This window comes from Aquimarina spongiae, from assembly GCF_900141785.1.
GTDB lineage: Bacteria > Bacteroidota > Bacteroidia > Flavobacteriales > Flavobacteriaceae > Aquimarina > Aquimarina spongiae.
In genome coordinates this window covers 154,573-171,436 of the sequence record NZ_FQYP01000005.1, presented here as the reverse complement: position 1 = coordinate 171,436, position 16,864 = coordinate 154,573, and the positions used below count along the sequence as shown (strand labels likewise).

At 35.0% G+C, this 16,864-nt stretch carries 12 protein-coding genes; 6 read left to right on the top strand and 6 right to left on the bottom strand.

Annotated features, from left to right (window positions below; all coding sequences use genetic code 11):
• Positions 1-25: 25 nt before the first annotated feature.
• Positions 26-1,360, bottom strand: a complete 1,335-nt coding sequence (locus BUE24_RS12450; RefSeq protein WP_073316354.1) for an aspartate kinase — start codon at positions 1,358-1,360, stop codon at positions 26-28.
• 113 nt (positions 1,361-1,473) lie between these two features.
• Here BUE24_RS12450 and BUE24_RS12445 point away from each other — a divergent pair, with 113 nt between their 5' ends.
• Complete coding sequence (locus BUE24_RS12445; protein ID WP_073316353.1) at positions 1,474-2,118, top strand: hypothetical protein; 645 nt, start codon at positions 1,474-1,476, stop codon at positions 2,116-2,118.
• Between the two features lie 50 nt (positions 2,119-2,168).
• On the opposite strand, the gene BUE24_RS12440 is transcribed toward BUE24_RS12445, so the two are convergent.
• Positions 2,169-4,226 carry a M13 family metallopeptidase gene (locus BUE24_RS12440; RefSeq protein ID WP_073316614.1) on the bottom strand — a complete coding sequence of 686 codons (2,058 nt, stop codon included), beginning with the start codon at positions 4,224-4,226 and terminating at the stop codon, positions 2,169-2,171.
• 528 nt (positions 4,227-4,754) lie between these two features.
• Here BUE24_RS12440 and BUE24_RS12435 point away from each other — a divergent pair.
• From BUE24_RS12435 to BUE24_RS12420, 4 genes are all read left to right on the top strand, one after another.
• The gene (locus BUE24_RS12435; protein WP_073316352.1) at positions 4,755-5,288 is read left to right on the top strand and encodes a hypothetical protein; all 534 of its coding nucleotides are present in this window, start codon (positions 4,755-4,757) and stop codon (positions 5,286-5,288) included.
• A 219-nt stretch (positions 5,289-5,507) separates the two neighbouring features.
• Positions 5,508-6,908 carry an ATP-binding protein gene (locus BUE24_RS12430; RefSeq protein WP_073316351.1) on the top strand — a complete coding sequence of 467 codons (1,401 nt, stop codon included), beginning with the start codon at positions 5,508-5,510 and terminating at the stop codon, positions 6,906-6,908.
• Between the two features lie 127 nt (positions 6,909-7,035).
• Positions 7,036-8,322 carry a carboxypeptidase-like regulatory domain-containing protein gene (locus BUE24_RS12425; RefSeq protein WP_073316350.1) on the top strand — a complete coding sequence of 429 codons (1,287 nt, stop codon included), beginning with the start codon at positions 7,036-7,038 and terminating at the stop codon, positions 8,320-8,322.
• Positions 8,323-8,516: 194 nt separating this feature from the next.
• On the top strand, positions 8,517-9,977 hold the full coding sequence (locus tag BUE24_RS12420) for a S41 family peptidase (protein WP_073316349.1): 1,461 nt from the start codon (positions 8,517-8,519) through the stop codon (positions 9,975-9,977).
• Between the two features lie 9 nt (positions 9,978-9,986).
• On the opposite strand, the gene BUE24_RS12415 is transcribed toward BUE24_RS12420, so the two are convergent.
• Positions 9,987-10,175 (bottom strand): hypothetical protein, encoded by a 189-nt coding sequence (locus tag BUE24_RS12415; RefSeq protein ID WP_073316348.1) that lies wholly within the window; start codon positions 10,173-10,175, stop codon positions 9,987-9,989.
• Between the two features lie 145 nt (positions 10,176-10,320).
• Between BUE24_RS12415 and BUE24_RS12410 the strand changes: the two genes are divergently transcribed.
• Positions 10,321-10,833 carry a lipocalin-like domain-containing protein gene (locus BUE24_RS12410; protein WP_073316347.1) on the top strand — a complete coding sequence of 171 codons (513 nt, stop codon included), beginning with the start codon at positions 10,321-10,323 and terminating at the stop codon, positions 10,831-10,833.
• Positions 10,834-10,958: 125 nt separating this feature from the next.
• Here BUE24_RS12410 and BUE24_RS12405 read toward each other — a convergent pair whose 3' ends face one another.
• The 3 genes from BUE24_RS12405 to BUE24_RS12395 all read right to left on the bottom strand — a co-directional run bounded on the left by BUE24_RS12405 (position 10,959) and on the right by BUE24_RS12395 (position 16,637).
• Positions 10,959-11,288 carry a hypothetical protein gene (locus tag BUE24_RS12405; RefSeq protein ID WP_073316346.1) on the bottom strand — a complete coding sequence of 110 codons (330 nt, stop codon included), beginning with the start codon at positions 11,286-11,288 and terminating at the stop codon, positions 10,959-10,961.
• A gap of 379 nt (positions 11,289-11,667) precedes the next feature.
• A complete protein-coding gene (locus tag BUE24_RS12400; protein ID WP_073316345.1) occupies positions 11,668-13,113 on the bottom strand; it encodes a rubredoxin in 1,446 nt (481 codons plus the stop codon).
• 2 nt (positions 13,114-13,115) lie between these two features.
• Entirely contained in the window at positions 13,116-16,637 is a 3,522-nt protein-coding gene (locus BUE24_RS12395; protein ID WP_073316344.1) for a nitrate reductase, read from the bottom strand.
• Positions 16,638-16,864: the final 227 nt, after the last annotated feature.

Below are 16,864 nucleotides of genomic sequence, written 5' to 3'. Positions count from 1 at the left end.
TTTATACAAATTACATAACAAACAATTATACAACTATTTCATGTTGAACTTGAAATAGTTTTTCGTTCAAAAATCTTAATGTTGGTATTTTGTCTTTGGTATCTACCAAAATTGAAATATTGTTATTACTACCTCCATAAGAAACCATACGTACAGGTATGTAGTTTAATATTTCGAATAGTTTATACGAATTCTTATCATTAATCACAGATTCTCCGACGATACATATAATACTATGATTCTGCTCCACCGTTATTTCAGCATAACTCTCAATTTCTTTCACGATCTTATCAAGATTAGTGGTATCATCAATAGTCAAAGAAATTGCAATTTCTGAAGTAGTAATCATATCAATAGAGGTTTTATAATTGTCAAAAACCTCAAAGATTCTTCTCAAGTACCCATGAGCCATCAGCATTCTGTTGGATTTAATTTTGATGGCGGTGATCCCATCTTTTGCAGATATGGCTTTCAGTCCTTTTCTATATGTTTTGTTAGAAATAATAGTTCCGGGGGCTTCAGGATCAAAAGTGTTTTTCAGCAAAACCGGAATATCCTTATTTACTACCGGAGAAACCGTTTGAGGATGCAAAATTTTGGCTCCAAAATAAGCAAGCTCTGCTGCTTCATTATAAGTAAGGTGTGATATTGGATGTGTTTCATCAACATATCTAGGGTCATTGTTATGTAACCCATCAATATCGGTCCAGATCTGAACTTCTGATGCATTTATAGCAGCTCCAATAATCGTAGCCGTATAATCACTCCCTCCTCTTTTCAGATGACTCAAATTACCTTCTTCATTAATACAAACAAATCCCTGCGTGATATAAATGCCGGATTGAAGATTATCCGATAGCACTTTGTTGATCTTCTTACCTACCAAAGCGATATCGGGATTTTCTACAGCACCTACATGCATAAATTGCTTAGCATCCAACAGCACATTCGAAACTCCTATTTGGTTTAAAAAACCCGAAAATATAAAGGTAAGTATCGTCTCCCCGTAAGTGATGATCTGAGAATTTACAATTTCAGAATAATCTTGATTAGCAATTTCGAAAAGCTCGGTAATCATAGAAGACAAGCCTTCTTTTAATTCATCCTTAACCTCCTGATTTTTGATCAATTCATCAATCACATCACTGTGTTTGCTCTCTAGACGATGTAAGCTTCTAGTAATAGCTTCGGTATCCTTTAACCTTACACTCTCTACTAGACGCACTAAATGGTCCGTCACCCCTGACATTGCAGAGCACACCACAATTTTTTCATCTTCATCTGAAGTAAGGATGTTTTTGATCTTATGCAAATTTTCAACAGATCCTACAGAAGTTCCTCCAAACTTTAAAATTTTCATCGTCTATTCTTTTTGTAAATTGTTTAACAGTGCATAGTTAGTTAATTCAGCACACAGTGTAAATAATTTAAAAGAAAAAGCATAAATTTGTACATTATGTTAAATATATAACAATGAAGACTATTACAGATTGCGTTCATAATATACTACGACATCAACCTTTCTTAGAGGATGCGCTTTCCAGAGATATCATCAACTTTAGTTCTCTTGCGGTTGATCTTCTGCCGCAAGTAGAAAAAATAATGAGAAAACCTGTAAAACCGGGATCGATAGTAATGGCTTTGCGCCGTTACCACCCCAGGCGTATCAAACATATCGATAATTTAAGGAATCTTGGAGATATTGTAGTTAGATCTGGAATTACCGAATATACTTTTTTGAACTCAAATACCATTTTAACGAGTCAATCTAATCTACTTAATAGTGTGAAAGACGAAACCAAAGCCTATTTTACCTATTCGAGTAATTTTCAGGAGAGCAATATTCTGGTCTCTTCATCTTTGAAAGAGACTGTAGAAAAACATTTTAAAAAAGAAACCTGTATTTCTGTTGCTGACAACTTATCTTCCATGTCTATTGCTCTTCCCGAGGACAACTCGAAGGTGATAGGACTCTATTTCTATATTTTTAAGCTATTGGCTTATGAAGGTATTCCGGTATTCGAAGTTATATCAACTTCTAATTACTTTACACTTTTTCTGGAAAAAGACTATGTAAACAAAGCCTTCTTGTTGATGAATGAAATTAAAGAGAACTAAAAAACCCCGTCGTGATGACGGGGTTTTGCTTTTATTTCTATTGCTCTGTCTTACCAAATACTAACTCTTTTCTCTGGCTCAAGATACATTTGATCTCCTTGTTTTATATCGAAGGCGTCGTAAAACGCTTGTACGTTCAGTAAAGGCTGAATCGCTCTAACACCTCCAGGAGAGTGAGGGTCTGTTTTGATTTGAGTTCTTAACGCATCATCTCGAATCTTAGTTCTCCATACTGTTGCCCAAGACATAAAGAAACGTTGTTCTGCAGTAAATCCATCTATCGGCTCAGGTCTTCCATTTTCTGCAAAATGCAACTGAAGGCCATCAAATGCACCAAGAACACCACCAAGGTCACCTATATTTTCTCCTAAAGTGAATTTCCCATTGATAAATACACTATCAAGTACCTCAATGCCATCGTATTGTTCTGCAAGTGAATTCCCTCTTTCTGTAAAAGCTTCTAAATCTGCATCCGTCCACCAGTTCTTAAGATTTCCTTCAGCATCGAAACGTGCTCCAGAATCATCAAAAGCGTGAGAAATCTCATGACCAATTACTGCTCCAATACCACCGTAGTTTACAGCTTCATCAGCAGTGTAATTATAGAATGGAGGTTGTAGAATAGCAGCAGGAAACACAATTTCGTTAAATAATGGATTGAAATATGCATTTACCGTTTGTGGAGACATTCCCCACTCAGTTTTATCAACTGGTTCACCTATCTCTGCCATACTCTTTTTGAAATTCCAGTTGTTGACAGCAATCATATTATCAAAATTCGAATTTCCTTCTTTGATATCTAATTTTGAGTAGTCTTCCCATTCATCTGGATATCCTATCTTAACTGTAAATTTATCCAGTTTCTCGATAGCTTTTAATTTGGTACTATCACTCATCCAGTCTAATTTCTCAATTCGTTTCTGGTAAGCTTTGATAACATTTGCTATCATTTTTTCCGCTTTAGCCTTTGCCTCTGGCGGAAATTTAGCATCTACATAAAGCTGTCCTATTGCTTCTCCAACAGAACCATTTACTCTAGCCAAAGCACGTTCATTAAGCGGTCTTTGTTTCAAAGCTCCTCTAAGGGTTTTGCTATAGAAATCCCAATTTGCTTTTTCAATTTCTGTAGATAGAGCTCCTGCCGCACTATTAAGGGTTGACCATCTTACTACTGTTTTAAGGTCTTCAATATCAGTTCCTGTAATCACCTCTTGTAGCGCTGTCATGTACTTAGGCTGTAATACCATTACAGTGTCTAGTTGTTTGGTAACCCCAAGATCTTTTATGAATTTATTCCAATCTATTGCAGGCGTCATTTCTGTAAGCTGTGCTATACTTCTTGGGTTATTAAAGTTTCTAGCATCACGACTTTGAACTTTATCTAACCTAGGCTCAGCCAATTTAGTCTCAATAGCTAATACCTTTTCTGCAGCTCTACGTGCATCTTCTTCAGAATCTCCTAGATATTGCAACATACGAGTGATATGATCTACATATTGCCCTCTTATTTCTTTGGACTTGTCATCCTGATCCAAATAATAATCACGATCTGGTAATCCTAGTCCTCCTGTAGACACATAAGGAGCATTGATTTCACTGTTATTTAAATCAGGAAATGAAGTAAAGCCAACATAAGGAGAAGAAGCTGCGGGTTCGCTTGTAAGTACATTAACAAGGTCCTCTACACTTTTAGCAGCATCTATTTTAGCCAATACTGGTTTTAAAGGTTCTATACCAGCTTTATCTCTGGCTACAGTATCCATTATTGCTTCAAAAATCAAGATCGCTTTGTTCTGATCTGTTCCAGCTGCATATTTTCCGCTTTCCTTAGCTTCTTTAATAATACCCAAAACATCATCATCTGTCTTTTTACGAAGCACACCAAAACCTCCCCAACGGGTTCTATCTTCAGGGATTTCAGTGTTTTTCATCCAATTTCCGTTTACATAATTGTAGAAATCATCTTTGGGGTTTACAGTAGTGTCCATATTCTCAAGAACAATACCTGGGATTTTTTCTACTTTGGCAACTTCTTCTTCTTGCTTTGTTTCATTTTTACAACTCACAAAGGCAATTGCAAATGCTACCAAAAAATAAACATTTTTCATTTTTACACTCATTCTTTTAGTAAATTAAGATTAGTTATCTAAAATATGACGTAAGAATTGCGAATTCGTTACGTTTTTATGGCGCGTAATTTATACAAAATGCTATTCCCTCAATGCTATTGACTGAAGTTTTAACGAAAAAATAAGATTTGATTCATGAAGTTGTAGTATTCATTACCAGTATTTTAGGACAAAAAGTCCAAAAAAAATGCACTTTTTTTATTTTTTCGAAACAATGCCCTTTGAAGCACTTTGACTACTATAAATCAACCTAATAAGCCCAAACCACTAAAAAAAAGTTAAAAAAATCTAAAAAAAGTCACTACTAACAATCCTAGTAACAATGCGGTTTTCCCGTAACAATATTTAAACCACCTTTAAAAAACTCAATTTTAATCCGACCAAAAGTATGATTTTAACTCAAAATGTTGTATATTGTCGTTGATTTTGTGTTTTACAACGAAAAAAAATCATTATTTGTAAGTTTTTACTTACCTAAACAGTGGTTTAACCCTAAAACAAAACTTTATGAAAACACTTTTACCCCTAATTGCCTTGTTCTTAACAAGCGTTGTATTCGCGAATACAAAAATTGACATCTCTTATAAGTTGATGTCTGTTACAGAAAATACTGTAATCGATGGTTTGGATGAAAATACTGACGAGGGCGTAATTTTCATCACGGAGAGTCTGCATATTGAAGATGGAGCACGGATTAAAATCAGAAATGCTTGTTTAATAATTCTAGGAGACCTAACCGGTAATGGAGTTATTGATGTAGACAGTTCTGCTACAGTTACCCTTGAAGGAAACGAAGAAGGAAGAATAACTTTTATCAATAGATTTTTGGCTGATAACACTTGCCAACAAACTACAGATCAAAAAACGTTCAGACATATCATAGAGGTACCGCAAGGTTTGAAGTATTCTCTGTATACTTTGGATGGAAGACTTCTTGATAAAGGTCAGGTGGATGATTACATCCACTATTTGGTAGATCCTAAAACTTATTTAATCAAAGTGGAAGGATATAAGCTTAAAAAATACGTTTTCAAAGGATAACACAATCATTAAAAGTAAGGTAATACAAGTCCGTGGTAATGCGTTACCACGGACTTTTCTTGTTGTTTATATTTTCTCTAAAAGACTTACAAATTGGGATGAACGACTAGGTTTGAAAAAAAAACTTATATTTAGCTCGTAATCCTCTATTGACACCCCCTGATACCTGTAATAATTTTAGAGTTATTAAAGTAAAGAACTAAACCAAAAAGTTGTACTATGCAAACCTCTTGGTTGAAAACTGAAACCACTAAATATACGTTGTACGGGATATTCTTTGGATGTCTGTTCCCGGTCTTAGCTACGTGTCTAGATATTGCAAAGTTAGGTCTGGATTTTTCATGGGAATCTGCAGTCTTTGTTCAAAAAAATTATCCTATTCATTATATTATTGATACTGCACCCTTTTTTCTGGGTTTATTCGCCATGTTTGGAGGGAGAAATCTTGATAGACTAAAAGAAAAGAATAATCAAATCTTAAAAGCTTCAAAATTCAAACAGGATTTTCTAGCCAATATGAGTCATGAAATCAGAACTCCTATGGTAGGTGTTGTTGGAATGATCGATCTTCTATTTAAAAACACCCAATTGGATAATTTGCAAAAGGAATACGTAAATACCATACATCAATCTTCATTAAATCTACTTGAAATTCTGAACCAAATTTTAGATCTATCCAAAATAGAAGAAGGCAAACTTAAATTACTTCCAAAGGATATCGACCTACAACAACTTATCCAACAAAACTCTGATCTTTTTCTTGCTACATCCAGAGCAAAAGGGATTCAAATTGTACAGAACTATTCTGAAAAGTTACCACAACACATTATTGCCGACGGTAACCGATTGACTCAGATCATATCTAATCTAATAGGTAATGCTATTAAATTTACCGACGAAGGTACTATCCAAATAGTTTCCTCTTTACACGCAAAAAAGGGAAAAGAAATTCATGTTAAGATAGAGGTCATTGACTCTGGTATTGGAATTAGCAAAAAAGATCAGGAAGCTTTATTTAATCGATTTAGTCAATTTCATGATGAAGCCATTTTGGCTGGTGAAGGTAGCGGTCTTGGACTTACTATTAGCAAAAAATTGGTAAGCCTTATGGATGGGAAGTTAGGCGTAAAAAGTGAGCTCGGAAAAGGAAGTAATTTTTGGTTTACTTTCAAAACCAAAATTTCTGATGCTGATCCCGAGAAGCTTAACAAGACCTCAATAGATAACGAGGATCAAAAATATGATCTTCATGTGTTATTGGTAGAAGACTCTGAAACCAGTATTTTGGTCTCCAACCAGATATTAAAGTATTTAGGATGTACCGCAGATGTTGCCAAAAGTGGAAAAAAGGCAGTAGAAATGTTTGAAGAGGATAAATACGACTTAATTCTGATGGATATTAACCTACCCGATTTGGATGGAGTACAAACTTGCGAGCAGCTTCGAAAAAATTACAAAAAAGTTCCTCCGATTATTGCACTTACCTCCAATGCACTTCCTGGTGATGCAGAACGGTTTATAGCAAAAGGGTTGGACGATTATATTACCAAGCCTTTTACCACCGAAATTCTGAATATCAAGCTAAAAAACTGGTTTGGCAATCACCATAACATCCATTAATCCCAGTAATAGCATTCCTTTTAAGGTATTTTTTAACTATTTTATAAAACTTTAGGTCCTCAAAAATGCGTATCTTGGAGAGTCATCTCAATCATGATCGAGTATGTAGAACCTAAAAACTGGAGCTATGAACAAAAAAAGTATGCTTATACGTAAAAATTACCTGACCTTTTCCTTGTTTATATTTTTGATTATTGGATATTCAACAAATATACAAGCCTATCAAGTTGATCAAGCAAATTACAATGAGTACGAAGGATTGGTTGTTGACAAAAGTACCAACAAACCCATTTCTTCTGCCACGATATCTTTGCAAGGCACCAACATTTCGACAATCACCAATGACGAAGGAGATTTTCTTTTAAAAGTACCAAAAGACAAAGCTGATGGTAAAATTACCGTTTCTCACTTGGGATACAACGACCAAAGTGTTCAATTATCAGCCTTTAATGGTCAATTACTAACCATCGAATTGGATCCAACGGTTACCGAGTTATCTGAAGTCAATATCGACCCTAGAGACCCGGAAGCTTTGATACGGGCCGTGATGAAAAAGAAAGGCACCAATTATCTAAGTGACAATACTATAATGACTGCCTTTTATCGGGAAACCATCAAAAAAAGAAGAACCTATGTTTCTCTTTCTGAAGCCGTTGTAGACGTATACAAAAACCCTTATAAATCTGCCAGAACAGATGCTATAAAATTGTATAAAGCGAGAAAAAGTGCAGACTATAAGAAACTGGATACACTTACTGTAAAACTACAAGGAGGACCAACCAGTACATTATATATCGATGTCATGAAGAATCCTGAAATTCTTTTTACAGATAATATGATCGAAACCTATGAGTTTAGTTTCGACAAATCTACCAAGATTAATGACAAATATATTTATGTTCTAAAATTTAAGCAACGACCTCATATTGCGGAGCCGCTTTATCGTGGAAAATTATATATCGATGCCGAGACTCTAGCAATGACCAAGGCTGTTTTCAGTCTTAATATGGATAATAAAGAAGAAGTGCGTAAAATGTTTGTACGAAAAAAACCAAGAAATGCTAAGGTGCAGCCCACAGAAGCTTCGTACAACATTGACTATCGAGAAAAAGATGGGAAGTGGTACTATGGATACGGCCGAATTGATCTTGCTATCAAAATCAACTGGAAAAAGAAACTGTTTAACTCAGTTTATAAATTAAATGTTGAGATGGCCATTACAGACTGGAAGAAGAACAACAATAATGAAACTATACGAGTGAAAGATCGATTAAAGTCATCAGTGGTAATTAATGATGAGGCTTCTGGATTTTCTGACCCAAGATTTTGGGGAGAATACAATGTAATAGAACCCGAAAAATCAATAGAAACGGCAATCAAAAAAATTCAGAAACAACTTAGAAAACTGAACTAATACATCTTTTTACAGAATAATGAAAAAGAATGCACGATGTGCATTCTTTTTTTTATGCGATAATTTATAATATTCATTTACTGATGAACGTTGTAATTTTGCTACTTTTACTTTAGGGAAAACAAAGGTATTGCAACAATATTTATTTAGAATTAGTCATTAGTACGAGAATACATTTTCGATTTCAGAATTTAATGATACCAAAAACATGGTTTATTGTATTTTTTTGGATCTCTGTGCATACCTTATTTGCTCAGAAACAACTGGACCCTGATCATGTAAAAGAAGATCTCAATATCTTTGAAAGAATTTTGAAAAAAGGACACCCTAGCCTTTATGATTACGTTTCTGAAGATTCTTTACAATTTGTTTTTGAAGATACTAAAGAGCATTTGAAGGACTCGATTACAGATATTGACTTGTTCAAAGACATGCTGGGAATAACCGATAGAATTAAAGATGGGCACCTCTTTCTTTTTCCTCCCAATACATTGAAGAGTGACCAATACTACTTCCCCTTAATTCTTAAAATTATAAACACCGAATTCTATACAGATACCGATGATTTTGATATTCCCGTTGGATCAAAAATCATTGCGATCAACAATCAAAACATTACCAAAATTCTCGAAGATTTTAAAAAGTATCCTGCTACAGATGGATTTAATCTCACCAAAAAATATAGAGATATCGAATTAAAATTCGGGCTGTATTATATCTATGAGTATGGAATTACCCGAAAATTTGAAATCGAATATCTCGAACCCAATGGAGCGCATCATACAAAAACCGTTGATGCCGAATCTTTTGTAAAAGTAAAATTGAGGAATACTAAACGTCAATCGTATTTTGCCAACTACCATAATAGAGAAAATGGGTTTGACTTTTTTGATCAATATATTGGCAGCAAAGCTCCTTTTGTGTATTACAAAGATGATATACAATTGGCTGTATTGGTAGTTAATTCCTTCGGAAGAGAAATTCAAAAATTCAAATCAGATCTTACTTCTATATTTAAAGAGATCAACAAGAAAAAAATTAAGCATTTGGTGATCGACATCCGGCAAAATGAAGGAGGCTTCAGGCCCAATGCGATTCATCTGTTTTCTTTTATTACGGACAAGCCTTTCAAACAAATTACTAGTGAATATGTTACTTCGATCACGATTCCAGAGAAGAAATACGTAAGTAGAAGGTTTTTGGATGAAAAGCCGTTTTTAACCTATAAATTCAAAAATCATCCTATTTATGATGGCTGGAAAATTGATTTTGACGATTTAGAAACCATTATGGTTCCAAGCGAAAACCGTTTTAAAGGAAAAGTATATGTAACCACCAGCGGGACTACATTTTCTAGTGCAGCCGCATTTGCGCTAAATGCAAAAAATGATCCGGATATTACCGTAATAGGAGAAGAAATGGGAGGCGGTTATTATTCACATAACGGAGAGTTTCCGGTATACTATGAGCTTCCTAATTCTAAAATCAGTTTTATGCTCTTTATGGAAAAAATTGACAATTATGTAATCGATAAAACCGTTCCCAAAGGTTCTGGTACGCCACCAGATAAATACGTAGGTATTACTTTGGAAGATCTTATAGAAGGCAAAGATCGCATTTTGGACTATATCTGTCGCTTAGTAAGAGGATATTGAAAGGATGATTTACCCTATATAGGTATTTACACTGGTTACCAATTCACAAGACGAATGTAACATTTGCTTAAAGCGTAATGCCAGATGTTCATCATCAAATTTCATAGCTTCACTTATACTGTTAGACAGTACTAATTCTCCGATTAAATATTCCACAAAATAATTTTGATCCTCGGTTAAAAGCACATATTCTGTCATATGAGATCATTTTTTCATTGCTAAAATAAAGTATTACCGATTTGATTTTTGGTAAATGAAGAATACTTTTACACAGAAGTATTAACAATTCGTATATCCAAAACACCTATCTGATCCTTACATAACATAATCTAATTGTATCTCTATGAAAAAAAATCCTTTTGTATATAGATTCCTATTACTTGCTGTGAGTTTAAGCCTTATTTCCTGCTCAAAGCAGAAATCTTTTATCTTGCCTGATAATGCGATGCAAGCGCTTTCTGGAGAAACCCAAAAGACCTGGAAACTTGCCTGGCGCTATAACGATGGGGTACGAATGAACATGACAGGTTGTTTCTTAACTTATCGAATTACTTACCAGTCCAACAAAACCTTTGAAGATAACAACGGTAAACAAGAAAATTGCGGTCCAACTTTGAGTGGGCAGTGGCAATTCGTTCAAAACAAAGAAGGGATTTCGTATATCAAACAGACAAGTAAGCAATTTCCTGAACTCCTAAAGATTGATAAAAACTACAAATACTTTAAAATTCTGCAATTAGAAGACGATACTTTAAAAATTCAATTTAGACACAAGCAATTTTCTACTACCAGCACCTTTGTAGATACTTTTGTCCCTGAAAACATCACTGTAAAAGACAGAGATTTTCATTGGTAATAAAAAAAGGTCATAGTGTACACTATGACCTAAAACTTAAAAACTAATTATGCAATTTAATATTTATTGTGGTTGATATAATGTAAAACTGCATGCCTTTCAGAAACCGGCATAACTAATGTTTGTTAGCTATAACTTGCTTCTATTTTTCGTAATAATCCTATTTCGATATATTCTGATATCTTATCGGCTTTACCAATTTTGTCTGTTTCGATAGGTATCCAACCATCGATTTTAATCATATCATTTGGGTTACTGCTGAAAAACATCTCATATTCATAGTTTGAGGTAGTAGTTCCGACAAAGGGTAAATTGGGGTTATTTTTTATTTTATCGACCATTCGTTTCTGCACAATTTCTATTTTGGAAGATAAATCCAATGTTTCAGTATCTCTATGAACTTCTACATCTAAAAACTCTGCGATTGATGCCATAATAACTTCTTCTAAATTCATAAGCATAAAATTTGGTTACTAATTTGTATTTGATTACTATGTTTTTTTATTGAAACCATACTCTATTCAAAAAAAACATACCCTATAAATTTTAGGGGTTATTACTTAAAAATATTTTTTTACAGACCAGACCCCTATTATTTACATAGCAAATTTATAGATTTAAAGGTTATTTATAAAAAATACCCTAACAAATATAGGGCATACATCAAATTATTACATTTTGAAAAAAAATAAATACCCTAAATTATGCATTTACTAATTTGTAAATGCAGAAATTTCATTCTTTTCAAACAAATAGCTATTAAAAATTAGAGGTAGAAACAATTAGAAAAGCAAAAACTATTCTTTTTTCAGAAATAAACAACAGCACGCTCCTTTAGGCATTTATCGCCAGGATCATGCTTTTAAAATACGTTTTCGGGGATTCACAAACCGAACAACAATACTCATCAGGCAAATCATCAAATGCTACTCCCGCATCGATTTCCTGAACCACATCCCCCACAGAAGGATCGTAAATTGTATGGCAATTACTACACTGATACACTTCTATTTCTAGCACCTCTTTATTAGCATCAGAACTGGAAGATTGTTCTGAAGAAGGAACTCCCAGGTTTCGGAAATAAGTTTTTGTAAGCTCTAACAACAATCCAGGCAAGTCCATTTGGTCTATCCCCTGGGCATATGCGATATATTTTCTGGTATTTGGATCAAAGTTTTTGGCATGCAATACATTATAGGTAGGCCTCACTACAAAATCTGTCAAATTTTGCGGTGTTTTATTTTCTTCTATCATAATAGAAGTAAAATAATGACTTTGATTTCTATCTGCGGTAATGCCAAAAGTTAAGCCATAAGTACTAATGTCATTTTGATCAAAATTCATGACCAAAAACTTCTTAAGATCAAAGGCCTTAGCATTATCTACAGGCAAGTGCCAATTCAATTCTAAAGCTGAATGACGAACATTAATTCCAAATTGTCCTAATAATTTTTCTAAGGTCAGTTTACTTTCTCGAGGTATTCCTTTTATTATAAAAGATTTCCAGGGTGTAAGACATATTTTACCAATCTTATGTTCTACACAGAACTCACAAAGCGCCTTTAGAAATTTAAGATCGTATTGATTATTTCTCCAGTACAAGCCCAACCAATATTGATTGATCCCCATTTTATTCATTCCTTCATAATACGGAAAAGGACTAAACTGCACTTGTAAAGGTTTCTCTATGATTCTATTATTGGTATTTACGGTACTATTAAGCTGTTGAAAAAGAGCGTCTACTTCACCCACTTCTTCATAAACACGTTCTATTTCTTTTGCAATCTTAGCAATATCCCAGGTGTAAATAAGTGCAGGATAGTATACTTCCTCCCATCCTGGAAGCTTCAAAAACAAATACCAATAATCTTCGTGTTCTGAGGCTATAAAATTCAAATCCCCTGTAAACAAAGGAACCATTTGTTGTTTTGGATCAACAATATTGATCTTTAATCCAGGAGTATACCTGAACTCCTCAAGGATATACAGATAAGTAGTTCCTCTTAACCAGACTGTGGCATTCAGAACATCCATTGACACATATGAAGAACTAATATTTTGTTGTTTTTCTGACGCAAAAAAAGCAGCATCAAAGGAAGTATGAGCACTGATTAAATTTCCTTGCTTATCTTTTAATGGAAAAATAATATCCTGTCTTGACCCAAAATGAAACATATCCAAACCCAGCTCTTCAGCATATTCTATAATATGCTGTAACTCTACTGGTGACAATACACCACCTTTTACATCAATTCTATTTAATAACACCTTTTCTCCCATAATTATGCATTTTGCAACATACCATTCAACACCTGTTTTACTTCAGGCTTACAGCTTCCGCATCCTAACCCAGCTCCTGTTTGATTACAAAGATCCGCAAAATTAGAGTAGCCAGAAGCTATAGCTCCCTCCAGATTACCTTCTCCCACCTGACTACAAGAACAAATTAATTTACCGATTACAGGCTCTCCAGAATGCGTAGAACGAAGCAATTCTTCCCTCTTTTCAGAGAGTTCTATTTTTTCTTCAATCAGACGTTTAAAATCTGCAAATTCGTTTTTATCTCCCATCAAAATGGCTCCAAGAAGTCGATCATCTTTTACAATACACTTTTTGTAAAACCGCTTTCTAACATCCATAAAAACTACCTCTTCATATTGAGGATCATTTTTTGGCATATCGATATTACCAATACTACATAAATCAAGATCCTCGAACTTCAAAATATTCATAAACACAGAACCTTTGTAAATAGCAGCATAATCTCCCAACAAATATTTGGCAACAATATCTGCTTGTTGCTCGGCAGCAGCAGTAATACCATACAAGTTACCTTCAAACTCTGCGATTTCTCCAATTGCAAAAATACTTGGATCGCTAGATTGCAAATACTGATTTACAAGGATACCACGTCTGCAATCCACACCTATCTTTTTGGCCAAATCAATATTAGGGATAGTCCCAATAGAATACACTACCGCATTACAATTAAATGATTTCCCAGATTTTAAGTTGACCTGCAAATCTCCTTTTTCGAGATTAAACACGGTATCAACTTCATTATCAAAATGAATTTGGATCCCTTTTTCTATGACATCTTCAGCCAATAACCTACTAGCTACAATATCTAATTGACGCTCCATCAAACGATTTCCTCGTTGCACAATGGTAATCTTGATATCTTTTTTCCGAAGAGCAGCAGCTAATTCTAATCCCAAAAGCCCTCCTCCTACTATGGTAACATGCTGTTGATTTTCTGGCAAGCCGGTTTCGTCCAAATAATTCTTCAATTGATCCGCATCTCCTCTATTTCTCATCGTAAACCTCCCTGGAAGATGAATCGGCACTTCTTTGGGAACAAACGCTCTGCTTCCTGTAGCCATCAACACCACATCATAAGTATGTTTTTCTCCATTACCATCTACAATATATTTCTCCCCCCGATTAATTTCTTCGATAGGATTACCTGTAAGCAAGGTCACATTCAAAGACTCCATACTCCCTTCCCTCATTTTCTGAAGTTGTTCCCACTTTAACTCCTCACTCACATACTCTGGCAACAACACCCGATTATAAAAAGGATACGGCTCTTTTGAAAACACTACGATTTCATCTTCCTTATTATGCTCTCTATAGGTTTGTATAAAGCGGTATGCAGCGGTACCAGCTCCTACAACACATATTTTTTGTCTTGGTTTGATATATTTAGAAACCTGCACAGCCGAAAATTTGAAATCAGGCTCTTTGGATATTGGATCTACAATACTTGTAGTGAGATTATTAGCTCTGCCAAAGTCATTTCCTAGTACTTTTCCCCAATGCATCGGAAGAAAAACAACACCTCTATTGATACTATCACTGACTTTTATTTTTACTTGCACCTTCCCTCTTTTACTTTCTACAACGGCAACATCCCCATCTTTAAGTTCACGCAAAAAAGCATCTACCTGATTCATTTCCAGATAAGGATCAGGAATATGTGTAAGCAATCTATTTACCTTACCCGTTTTGGTTCTGGTATGCCACTGATCCCTTACACGACCTGTAGTTAAAATTAAAGGATGCTTTTCAGTAAGTAACTCCGACGTAGGCTTTGTAAATCGAGGAATAACAAACTTAGCATTTCCGGTATCGGTGTAGAACTTTTTATCCAAAAACAAACGCGATGTACCTGGATGATTATTTGTAGGTACTGGCCACTGAAAACTCCCTTCTCCTTTCAAACGACTATAACTCAATCCAGAAACATCAATATTGGTTCCTTTGGTTAGCGCACAATGTTCCTTATACACCTCTTCAACGGAGTTGTAATCAAATCCATGATACCCCATCTTTCGTGCAAAGTTCCAAAGAATTTCGGCATCAGCTTGTGCTTCTCCTGGGGGATCAATTACTTTATTTAAATGTGTAATCCTTCGCTCACTATTGGTCATTGTACCTTCTTTTTCTACCCAACCTGCTGCTGGTAAGAGAAGGTCTGCATATTCTGTTGTTTCTGATCGATAAGATATATCTTGTACAATCACAAACTTTGCATTTTTTAAAGCCTTTTCTACTTTATTCGCATTAGGCAAACTCACTAATGGATTAGTACAAATTATCCAAACTGCTTTTAATTTACCACTTTCCAAAGCATCAAACATTTCGGTAGCGGTTAATCCAGGTTTAGGAGATATTTCTTTTCCTCCCCAAAAATTTGCTACCTCAGTTCTATGGGTTTCATTAGCCAAATCTTTGTGAGCTGCTAATAGATTAGCCATACCTCCTACTTCTCTTCCTCCCATTGCATTGGGCTGACCCGTAAGCGAAAAAGGACCTGAGCCTGGTTTCCCGATATGTCCGGTTAACAAGGACAGATTAAGCAGCGCGTTGTTCTTATTCACCCCTATAGAACTTTGATTCAGTCCCATCGCCCAAAGCGTAATGAATCCTTTTGCGTTACTAATAAGAGATGCCGCTTTTTTGATATCTACTACTGAAATTCCACAGATTTTGGCAGCTTCACTTAGACTAGTGTCCTGAAGCGATGCCTTGAGCGCTTCAAAATTATCCGTGTGGTTAGCTATAAAACTTTTGTCAATCTTCCTTTTATCAATCAATCTTTTGGCAATAGCATTATACAACACCACATCGGTCCCAGGAAGAATCTGCAAATGAAGATCAGCAATATCACAAGATTGCGTTCTCCTTGGATCAACAACGATAATTTTGGTATCTGGATTTTTTTCTTTGTGTGCTTCGATTCTCCTGAACAGAATAGGATGACACCATGCTGGATTTGCTCCAGCAATCATAAAACAATCTGCAAGTTCAATATCCTGATATGAGATTGGCACACTATCTTCTCCCAGCGCCTGTTTATAACCGACCACGGCAGAACTCATGCATAATCTCGAATTCGTATCCACATTGTTGGTCCCTATAAAACCTTTTGCCAACTTATTTACCAAGTAATACTCTTCAGTAAGGCACTGTCCAGACACATAAAAACCAACACTATCCGGACCGTATTTGTCGATCATCGTTCTGAACACAGCAGCAGCTCTATTCATTGCCTGATCCCAAGACACTTTTTGACGCTCATGCCCTTTACTCCATCTCATCTCAGGATACAAAATTCGATCACTTTTATCCTGAACCACATGATGCAAATTCATCCCTTTGGTACACAACATACCACGATTAACGGGATGATCTTTATCTCCCTCAACTGTTATTACCCCTTTAGGATCTTTTTTTGCAATGATACCACAACCTACCCCACAATAAGAACAAGTTGTTTTGTAAGATTTATACTTCGACATAAAACACTTTGTACAAAGATTTTATCCAAAACTAAGTATTAATACGTATGTTTCATAACATAGAAAGCTCTTTCTGTAATTCCGGGAAAAGAATTATGAATTCTTCAAAATTCAACACTCAAAAAAACTGATTTTCAAAAAACCGCTAACGTATTTTGTCAAATTACATTAAAAAAACCGGTTACAATAAAATTGTAACCGGCAACACAAGAAACACTTAAAGCTAC

What these genes read in the sequence shown, in the direction of transcription:
- BUE24_RS12450 (WP_073316354.1), bottom strand. Translation starts at nt 1,360, where the DNA reads ATGAAAATTTTAAAGTTTGGAGGAACTTCTGTAGGATCTGTTGAAAAT.
- BUE24_RS12415 (WP_073316348.1), bottom strand. Translation starts at nt 10,175, where the DNA reads ATGACAGAATATGTGCTTTTAACCGAGGATCAAAATTATTTTGTGGAA.
- BUE24_RS12420 (WP_073316349.1), top strand. Translation starts at nt 8,517, where the DNA reads ATGATACCAAAAACATGGTTTATTGTATTTTTTTGGATCTCTGTGCAT.
- BUE24_RS12395 (WP_073316344.1), bottom strand. Translation starts at nt 16,637, where the DNA reads ATGTCGAAGTATAAATCTTACAAAACAACTTGTTCTTATTGTGGGGTA.
- BUE24_RS12440 (WP_073316614.1), bottom strand. Translation starts at nt 4,226, where the DNA reads ATGAAAAATGTTTATTTTTTGGTAGCATTTGCAATTGCCTTTGTGAGT.
- BUE24_RS12445 (WP_073316353.1), top strand. Translation starts at nt 1,474, where the DNA reads ATGAAGACTATTACAGATTGCGTTCATAATATACTACGACATCAACCT.
- BUE24_RS12425 (WP_073316350.1), top strand. Translation starts at nt 7,036, where the DNA reads ATGAACAAAAAAAGTATGCTTATACGTAAAAATTACCTGACCTTTTCC.
- BUE24_RS12430 (WP_073316351.1), top strand. Translation starts at nt 5,508, where the DNA reads ATGCAAACCTCTTGGTTGAAAACTGAAACCACTAAATATACGTTGTAC.
- BUE24_RS12405 (WP_073316346.1), bottom strand. Translation starts at nt 11,288, where the DNA reads ATGAATTTAGAAGAAGTTATTATGGCATCAATCGCAGAGTTTTTAGAT.
- BUE24_RS12410 (WP_073316347.1), top strand. Translation starts at nt 10,321, where the DNA reads ATGAAAAAAAATCCTTTTGTATATAGATTCCTATTACTTGCTGTGAGT.
- BUE24_RS12400 (WP_073316345.1), bottom strand. Translation starts at nt 13,113, where the DNA reads ATGGGAGAAAAGGTGTTATTAAATAGAATTGATGTAAAAGGTGGTGTA.
- BUE24_RS12435 (WP_073316352.1), top strand. Translation starts at nt 4,755, where the DNA reads ATGAAAACACTTTTACCCCTAATTGCCTTGTTCTTAACAAGCGTTGTA.